Origin of the sequence: Mesorhizobium sp. M1328, assembly GCF_040318075.1 — a bacterium.
GTDB lineage: Bacteria > Pseudomonadota > Alphaproteobacteria > Rhizobiales > Rhizobiaceae > Mesorhizobium.
This window is the reverse complement of sequence record NZ_JAMYLO010000055.1, coordinates 1-7625: the sequence shown is the minus strand read 5'-3', so window position 1 is coordinate 7625 and position 7625 is coordinate 1. Positions and strand designations below refer to the sequence as shown.

The 7625-nt window shown below is 57.6% G+C and carries 7 protein-coding genes and 5 pseudogenes; 5 read left to right on the top strand and 7 right to left on the bottom strand.

Annotated elements, in window-relative coordinates:
• Positions 1-231 precede the first annotated feature (231 nt).
• The 4 genes and pseudogenes from NKH23_RS34000 to NKH23_RS33985 form a co-directional block, all read left to right on the top strand.
• Positions 232-432 (top strand): annotated as a pseudogene (locus tag NKH23_RS34000) (flavin reductase family protein); the annotation flags it as partial.
• A gap of 260 nt (positions 433-692) precedes the next feature.
• The gene (locus NKH23_RS33995; RefSeq protein ID WP_353036721.1) at positions 693-1385 is read left to right on the top strand and encodes a hypothetical protein; all 693 of its coding nucleotides are present in this window, start codon (positions 693-695) and stop codon (positions 1383-1385) included.
• Positions 1386-1761: 376 nt separating this feature from the next.
• Positions 1762-1976, top strand: a pseudogene (locus NKH23_RS33990) (IS6 family transposase); the annotation flags it as partial.
• A 20-nt stretch (positions 1977-1996) separates the two neighbouring features.
• Positions 1997-2077 (top strand): annotated as a pseudogene (locus NKH23_RS33985) (IS6 family transposase); the annotation flags it as partial.
• A 315-nt stretch (positions 2078-2392) separates the two neighbouring features.
• Here NKH23_RS33985 and NKH23_RS33980 read toward each other — a convergent pair.
• Both NKH23_RS33980 and NKH23_RS33975 read right to left on the bottom strand, forming a co-directional pair.
• Positions 2393-2644: a transposase gene (locus NKH23_RS33980; protein ID WP_353036719.1), complete on the bottom strand. Its 252-nt coding sequence runs from the start codon at positions 2642-2644 to the stop codon at positions 2393-2395.
• Positions 2645-2877: 233 nt separating this feature from the next.
• Positions 2878-3678: a phytanoyl-CoA dioxygenase family protein gene (locus tag NKH23_RS33975; protein ID WP_353036717.1), complete on the bottom strand. Its 801-nt coding sequence runs from the start codon at positions 3676-3678 to the stop codon at positions 2878-2880.
• A 230-nt stretch (positions 3679-3908) separates the two neighbouring features.
• Here NKH23_RS33975 and NKH23_RS33970 point away from each other — a divergent pair.
• A pseudogene (locus tag NKH23_RS33970) lies at positions 3909-4194 on the top strand (DDE-type integrase/transposase/recombinase); the annotation flags it as partial.
• Positions 4195-4292: 98 nt separating this feature from the next.
• Here NKH23_RS33970 and NKH23_RS34775 read toward each other — a convergent pair.
• From NKH23_RS34775 to gfa, 5 genes and pseudogenes are all read right to left on the bottom strand, one after another.
• On the bottom strand, positions 4293-4469 hold the full coding sequence (locus tag NKH23_RS34775; protein WP_502912406.1) for a RuBisCO large subunit C-terminal-like domain-containing protein: 177 nt from the start codon (positions 4467-4469) through the stop codon (positions 4293-4295).
• A 397-nt stretch (positions 4470-4866) separates the two neighbouring features.
• Positions 4867-5835 (bottom strand): nucleoside hydrolase, encoded by a 969-nt coding sequence (locus NKH23_RS33960; protein WP_353036713.1) that lies wholly within the window; start codon positions 5833-5835, stop codon positions 4867-4869.
• Positions 5836-6075: 240 nt separating this feature from the next.
• A pseudogene (locus NKH23_RS33955) lies at positions 6076-6226 on the bottom strand (class I tRNA ligase family protein); the annotation flags it as partial.
• A gap of 41 nt (positions 6227-6267) precedes the next feature.
• Positions 6268-6453, bottom strand: coding sequence for a RidA family protein (locus NKH23_RS33950; RefSeq protein ID WP_353036711.1), 186 nt, complete (start codon positions 6451-6453; stop codon positions 6268-6270).
• A gap of 338 nt (positions 6454-6791) precedes the next feature.
• The gene (gene gfa, locus NKH23_RS33945; RefSeq protein WP_353036709.1) at positions 6792-7361 is read right to left on the bottom strand and encodes an S-(hydroxymethyl)glutathione synthase; all 570 of its coding nucleotides are present in this window, start codon (positions 7359-7361) and stop codon (positions 6792-6794) included.
• Between the last annotated feature and the right edge of the window lie 264 nt (positions 7362-7625).

Genomic DNA, 7625 nt, shown 5'->3' with positions numbered 1-7625 from the left:
TCATCGGATCCGCGCAATAGCGCATTGGAAAGTCGTGACCGGCGCAACTGCGTAAGTTCATCGGCAAACGCCTTGTCGGGGATTAAGCGAACAACGTGACATCGCCCTTTCCAGTGAGGCACCAGCAAAGCATATCACGCTTGCTGACGCCGATGGTGGAGGCGTCCACATCATCACTCCAAGGCTGTCCGGGGTTTACCGAAACACGCAATGTAACGGCGGGCACCAGCGATTCTCGCCAACCATTCTGCCGACGCCGAGCGGCTGAAACGCGCCTTGCGCACGCTGGGCGGCGGCGTCAGCATCATAACGGCAGGGGAGGGCGAGACCCGCACGGGAGCGACGGTCACGTCGGCGACCGCGCTTTCGATCGAGCCGCCGCGGATGATCATTTGCCTCAACCGTTCCTCCTCGACATGGCCTATCGTCAAGGCGCCAGATCGGCTGCAGGCTTAACATCCAGATGGAACGCCTGCGATCCGATGTCGGAGTTACGACATTCTGTCCGGCACGCGACACGTGCCAGACGGGATAGCCGAGACAAATCAGCACTGGGCGCCTGGCACGCGTCTTGAACGCGTCGCCTGGTCAAGGGGCCAGCGTTATGGCTCGCTCCGTCGAATCTTCGTAACGACAGTGCTAGCCGGCGATATTCGTTCCGTGTAGCGCTGGTGCAAAAAGGTGATTTTACGATGAGCGTTCCAAATTTGACGAAACTGGCCAATGCGCTCGGAACTGACAAGGGCGATGAGGTTTACCACGCCCATGGCTACACCAGCTTTTACTCGTTTCTGTTCGAGGAATTCCGGAGCGAACCTTTCACGATGGTCGAGATTGGACTGCAGCGCGGCTGTGCCGATCCCGAAGAACTGCCCATTCGCAAGGTCGAAGACATGCCGTCGATCAAGATGTGGTTAGAGTTCTTTCCCAAAGCTAACATCATCGGCTGCGACATTTCAGATTTCAGTGCCTTCAAGATAGACCGCTTTGGTTTCGAGCGGCTGGACATGGGCGATCCGGCAGCCCTGGAACGCCTTGCGGGCTCACTACCGCCCGTAAGGATCATCATCGACGATGCCTCGCACGCCGCTTACCATCAGCAGCTTGCCCTAGCAAAGCTTTTTCCTATCGTTCAGCCAGGCGGCTTTTACATCATCGAGGATCTGCACGTCGAGCACCTAACTGCCGCAAGATTGCCGTCCTGTAACCCGACCGCTGCGGTAGTCGAGAGGTTCAAGCACACGCGCCAGCTCGACATTGCCTTCCTGTCCCCGATCGAGCGCAGAAATCTCGAGACATCGATCCGAAAGATGTTCATCCATCGCAACGACAAAGGCGGTGTCAGCCGCTGGGCCATGAAAATGGTCGGGTTTGAAAAGTATTGAGCGCTAATCACGCAGCTTCTGCTCGCTAAAAGTGATCATGAGGTATTGGTCGAAGCTTCAATCTTTGAATCAATCGAATTAACGATATGGCGTCACTATGCGAATTTACGCCATCAAGCTGACGCATGATGGGCTATTGCCCTTGTTGAAGACGGACGGCCGGTCTACAAATTTCGGATTCAGATGGGCGCTGGTGTTGGTGCAGAATGAGGAGCAACCTTGCGTTTCGCATCATGGCCCGTGGGCGCTGTAAAGGATGTGTTGCAACGATTTTGATTACTGGCGGCGTGACGAGGAACCCTCGATCATTTTCGGAGGGTTACGATGTTCAGGCACCGTAAAGTTAACCGACGGCTGAAGAGTGCTTGCATGGGCCCTGTCAGAGGTTGCTCGTGATCCGCTCTATCGCCGCACCGCTTTCCCGCCGAGATCAATGCGCACGCGGTATCACTCCGCTTTCGCTTTCCGCTCGGCCTGCGCATGGTTGAGGACATGCTGGCGGCCCGCGGCATCATCGTCACGCATCAGCCCATTCGAAGCTGGGCGGAGAAATTCGGACGGCATTTCGCTCGGGAGATCAGGCGACGGTCAGCCGGCTGCCTGGGCGACAAATGATGCGCAAACGACAGGCGAGTTACGCCTTCAATCCGAACCCCTCTCTAGCCGAACAGTTCGCCATTCTTGCCGCCTGATTGGCCTCGTTTCAGGCCTCCCAGCGCCCCTATTCAGCCGTTGCAACAAAACCACAGCCACCCATGCTCGCTCGCATTCGGATCTCCTTTGCACGCATTACCGGCGCTACGGCCGACGCCATCAAGACCGCCCGTCGGCGCAAAACTCCTTGCCGCTCCGCGAGCGCGGAGCGGGTTAGTCCAATTACGCAAGTCGACCGGGTGGCTTGCGAGAAGAACCTGGGCGCCGCTCGGGATCATGCCGAGCGAACCGTACGGATCACCCGACGCGGATGGGCTTCCGACACATCAGCACCGGCGCGCACAACAACGCCGTCAATCAGGATCTCGATCATCGATGAGCTTGTCGTTTCCACCTCGACGAAGTGCGGGGCTCGGGCTATCGCCCGGCGTCACCTTGCCGTTCTCGATCGCCTTGCGCCGCCAGGTGAACAGCTGCGGGGGCGCAATTCCCTCGCGCCTGGCGATGGCCGAGACATTCGCGCCGGGCATCAGCGTTTCGGCAATGATGCGTTGTTTGAACGCATCAACGGCCTCAATTACATGGAAGCTTCTATCATCAGACATAGTCGCAGACATGGAAAAATGACACCGGCATCTTGGGCCTCGGCGTTGCCGTCCATCACGGCGGTTCTGACCACGAGAACAGAATGAAATCCAGAATTTGAGTGTATCCGGAGGGCATAGTCAACTTATTGATGTTACTGCAGCTTTCGTGGGTGATTATCGGAGAAGCTCCAGCATCGTCCGGTAGGGTCCCATCGAAGCCTGCTCAAGGTACTCAGGCTGCGACCGACCAGCTACGCTCTCCCGACGATCGGGTTGATCGTGTCGTCGCAGAGCCTGTCGCCGACGTTCAGGCTTTCGAAGTAAGCCGTGGGCAGAATGTCCTGGCGCCCGTTAAAGGTGCAGCCATCGGGCATGAAGGCCGCCGTCATCGCGATTCGGCGGCGGCGGGTCATGTTGGCCCCAGCGCCATGCGCCGTAAGGCCGTTGTGAAAGCTGCAATCGCCCGCGGGCATTGGCACCGCGACAGGGTCCGTCTCTGCCATCCCGGGGTAGATCTTGAAGAGTCCCGCAAGGTCTTTCCCGATGCCGATGTTGTCGTAGCCGGCGAGCCTGTGACTGCCCGGCACGAACGACAGGCAGCCGTTGAGGGGCGTCGCATCCTCAAGCGCGATCCAGATCGAAATCGCGTCGCTCGACTGGAATGACCAGTAGGGATTGTCCAAGTGCCACGCGGTCGGGTTGCCGTAGGGCTCCTTGATCAACGCCTGGTCGAGATAGATGCGCATCGCGGGCTGACGGGCAAGGGCGCTGGCCATGTTGCCGATCTCGGGGCCGCGGATGTAGCGGTGGATCGTCTGATTAAGTTTCGAGACGTTGATCCGCTGGGTAAAGACCTTGTCGTAGTAGCGGTCATCGCCGTCGAGCAAATCAATACCGCCTGGGGCTATCTTGCGGCCAGCCATCATCTCAACTGCCTCGAGGACGGCGGCTTTGAGTTCGGCCACCTCGGCCGGCGACAAAAGGCCTGGGATGTGCACGAACCCTCGTTCCTGGTATTCTCGGACCTGATCCTCGGTAACTTCACTTTTCATTGCGTGTTCCTTCGCCTGCTAATCCAATCAACGTTCTTCGCCTTAGCCCACTGCTCGCCTTGATCGCCGCCACCGCCGCGCAAATAAGTAGCCTTTTTCGCTGCGCAATATATTTGCGCATGCATAACCTTTATTCGCCTTCTCGCGATTATTTTATTAATAGAACGTCAACAACCAAAATGATGTCAAGCAGATTATTTCTTCGATTCATACGCGCCGAAGCGCATGATCTGCGCTCCTATGGAGCAGCCAGGTGACAGGTGATGCCGAGCGTCGAGCATCGGTCGCACAAGGGATTGAACAACCGGGCGGAGAATGCACATGTGCCGCTGCGAAAACGGGAGCGGATGATTGCAAGGCTTCCGATCATCAGGAGCACTGCAACACTTCGTTTCGATCTTCTCGGCTCTGCGCAATCTCTTCGTCCCGCCCCGCTCAAAATGCTCCGCTCTGGCTACACATATTCACCGTCTGCAGGCCATGGCGCAATGGAAGGCCGTGGCCATGGTCAGCTGACATCAGCGGCCGCAGGTCTCAACGCGTGTATATGCAGACAATGTGCTATCGCCATCGCTGCTGATATTTGGGACGAACCGACTGTTGCGCCCAGTTTTCTAGTTTGCCGTCTCGATTGCTGCAACGCAGGCCGTCAGGCGGTCCGAGAACGGGGCGCTGAGTTGATCGGCCAGTCCGTGATCATCTTTGACGAAATCCATTCCCCCCATTGCGAAGTCATGGGAAAGCGTAGCAAGCGCCTCCACGTCGAGCCCAACCGGCTTGATTGCCGACATGAGGAACGGTCCGTATGCAACGCCGACTAACTCGCGGAGCCCGGGCGTTCCCCAGCGCGGCTTGCATAGAGGCCGCGAACATAGGAATTGAACGTTACCCGTTCCACCTTGGGGCCGCGATACATCGAGCATTGCCAAAAACAATGTAGGAACTGCACAAAGTCCCCGCCTATGCGTCATTGCTATACGATATCTAGGCCTCGAAGCCACGACCACAGCCGCTCTGCTCAACGCTAGATACCTTACCGAGAATGAAGCCGTGAACGTAGCCCGCAGGAACGACCTCGCGCGGCACTTCTCTGTCTGCTCTACCGGCGACCTTTTGCGCGAATGCGTCCGCATCCTTCTTGCTGACGCGTCGATCAGTAGTTAACGGAAAACCGCCCCTCTTGGACACTCATGCGTCCCCCCCCCCGGCAAAAGCCGAAAGCTTCGTGTAAAAGTCACGCATCATCGCGTTGCGATCGATCCACTCGATGTTGGTGATCTGGTGCCGGTGATTGTCGCCCACGATCCATCGCCCCTCCGGTGAAATCCCGGGTGACGGCCCCATGCTGCTCTTGATCCATTGATCGTTGATGACGTAGGCGACGGCCCCCATGTCCCAGAGTGCTTTGGTCCACCCCGCGTGGTCGGCAAAGGTGCACCCCTCGAAGTTCTTGAACCTTTCCGACAGGAATTTTCCTATGGCGCCATGGGGCTCCACATATCGCTCAATTTCCGGAACGGAAGCTAGCAGATGCGAGGTGACTGGAAAGCAAGGCACGTGAACGACCCGAACACCGCAGTCGAAGATCGTCCGCGCTGCACCAGGGTCTTGACCCAAATTGTCCACCGCGGTGTCCGCCCAGTACATGGCGTTGCCCCCGAGCCAGACGACCACGACGCGGTCAATAATGTCGGGCGCCAGCCTGAGGGCGACGGCGATGTTGCTGATAGCGCCAATCGCTACGACATAGATCGGGTCAGCGCTAGATGCGGTACGCGCCCGAGTAATGAGGTCGTCCACCGCAGCGGCCGACCTTGGTCTCGGCTCGTCGCGCGCATAGTCCGTCACCCCGCGGAACACTCGGCCAGGCTCGAAATTGCCAAGCAAGTCAACGATCTTTAGTATCTCGTCGTAGCTCTTGATCATACCATCTTCGGGGCTGCTGCTCCTCTCGCTTGTAGGGTAGGTGCCCTTCTCGCTGTAGAACGGCGCTGCATAAATGGCCTCTACAGTCATTTGGCTCGGTGAAAGGATAGCCTGCACGATAGCAAACTGGTCATCGACCTCATTGAAAGCGTCGGTGTCGAGTACCACCCTCACTGGTCGCTTGACGGATTTAGGTTTCGTTGCTTCCAACGCTCGGTCTGCTTCTGTCACTTACAACTCCCCTCTCATTCGCGTCCGCCGCCTGGCAAAGATTGAATTCCCTGGTATCCGGCCATTCAAGCGCATGCCCGCCAAGCCAAACAACAATCCTATCGATGATGCGGTCTTGCCGGCTTGCTGCTACTGGATCGCCGTCAATCGCTCTCAAACCCACATCATATTATACGAACACTGTTCTGTTTACAGGCAATTTGCCGAATGTCAACGAGGCAGCCGTTAGAATGATGCTAGTCTCGTAATGCAGAGGTACGTGGCGATGCTGGCGTGATCCATGCCCAGGACATCCTCTGCCGCGCATGCGCTCGAACCGCACCATGATGTCCTACAGGGTGTTGTTCAGCGCATGGCCCATGTGCAACGAGCCGGTAACGTTCGGCGGAGGGGTGGCTGCGTAGTCCGTCGTGAAAGCAGCTATTCGATGGCCTAGAATTTAGCAGCGATGGCCTCAACCTCGACCAGCAATTCCGGCCCCGCTAGCGCAGGTACCAGAAGAAGCGTGTTCGCGGGGCGATGGCCGTCAAGAAATTGGTTTCGGACTTTAACGTAGGCCGGAATGTCTGAGGCTGAGACTATGTATTGATTGATCTTGACGAGGTTGCCGATCTCCATTCCGGCTGCAGAAGCGCGATTTGGGTCCAAATTGTGCGCGCCTGGGCCTCACACGAGCCCTCCGCGCAAATCTGTCCGGAGATATGTAGCCAAGCTGCGCCGGACGGCGTGAATATGGCCTGGCTAAACGGGGCCGAGGGATTGCGCAAAATTGCAGGTTCGATTGAGGTCGATTTCATGGCCTTTCCCTCACTAAGTAAACCGATCGGCTTTTGCATAGAATTAATTGTAAGCGCCAGTCGCCTTGGATATAAGTAAGGCTGTAGTAGATAATGATTCCCCTATATCCACAAACGAAACCGGCCTGGCCGGAGGTCAGACCGGTTTTCTTTACTGTCTTATTGAGCCAAGGCGCCGGACTTCTTCGCCGTCCAGGTGGCGATGTAATCCATCAGCCCAGGGTTGAGGCAGTCATAGGGCTCGAGCCCTAGTGTCTTCAACTGGGCGCGGATGCCGTCCATCCGCTTCGGGTCGACGCCGGATTCGATGATCGACGAGACGAAGGCAGTGAAGCCCGGAGGCGACCAGCCTTCCTCGACGAAGCGCTCGGGATGAACAAAGGTCAGGCCTTTGAACGGATGGTCGCGCTCGACCGGTCCATGCATATGGACGCCGCAGCCGGTGCATGCATGGCGCTGGATCAGCGCGCTGGGGTCGACGACCTTCAGCTTGTCGCCATTCTCGGTGACGGTGACATCGTCCGTGCCGGCCACGGCAACGACCGAGAACACCGCACCGTCGGGCTTCCAGCATTTTGTGCAGCCGCAGGCGTGGTTGTGGGCAATCTGGCCCTTGACCTTCACCTTCACCGGCTTGTTGGTGCAGGCGCAGACCAGCGTGCCGCCGGCAAAGCTCGCGCTTTCCTTGGGCAGCCCGTTGTCGATCTTCGGATGCAGTTTTTCCGCCATGTCTTCTCCTCCCATGTTGTGAACCACAGAGGTCGCGGGCCGATTGGTCCGCGGCATGTCGCTCTTCCAGCGTATGACCCGCCAAGTTTTGGCTGGTCATACGCAGATTCGGTGGAGCGCGACCGGACGCCGACTTGCATCCGCTCCTGTTGGCCGCGCGTTCTAAGGCCTGTTGAGATTCAGGATTCCACATTTGGCTTGTTTGTGATTCAAGCTTTGGATGGAACGATTTGTGCTGACTGACGCCCAATGGGCGAAGATGGA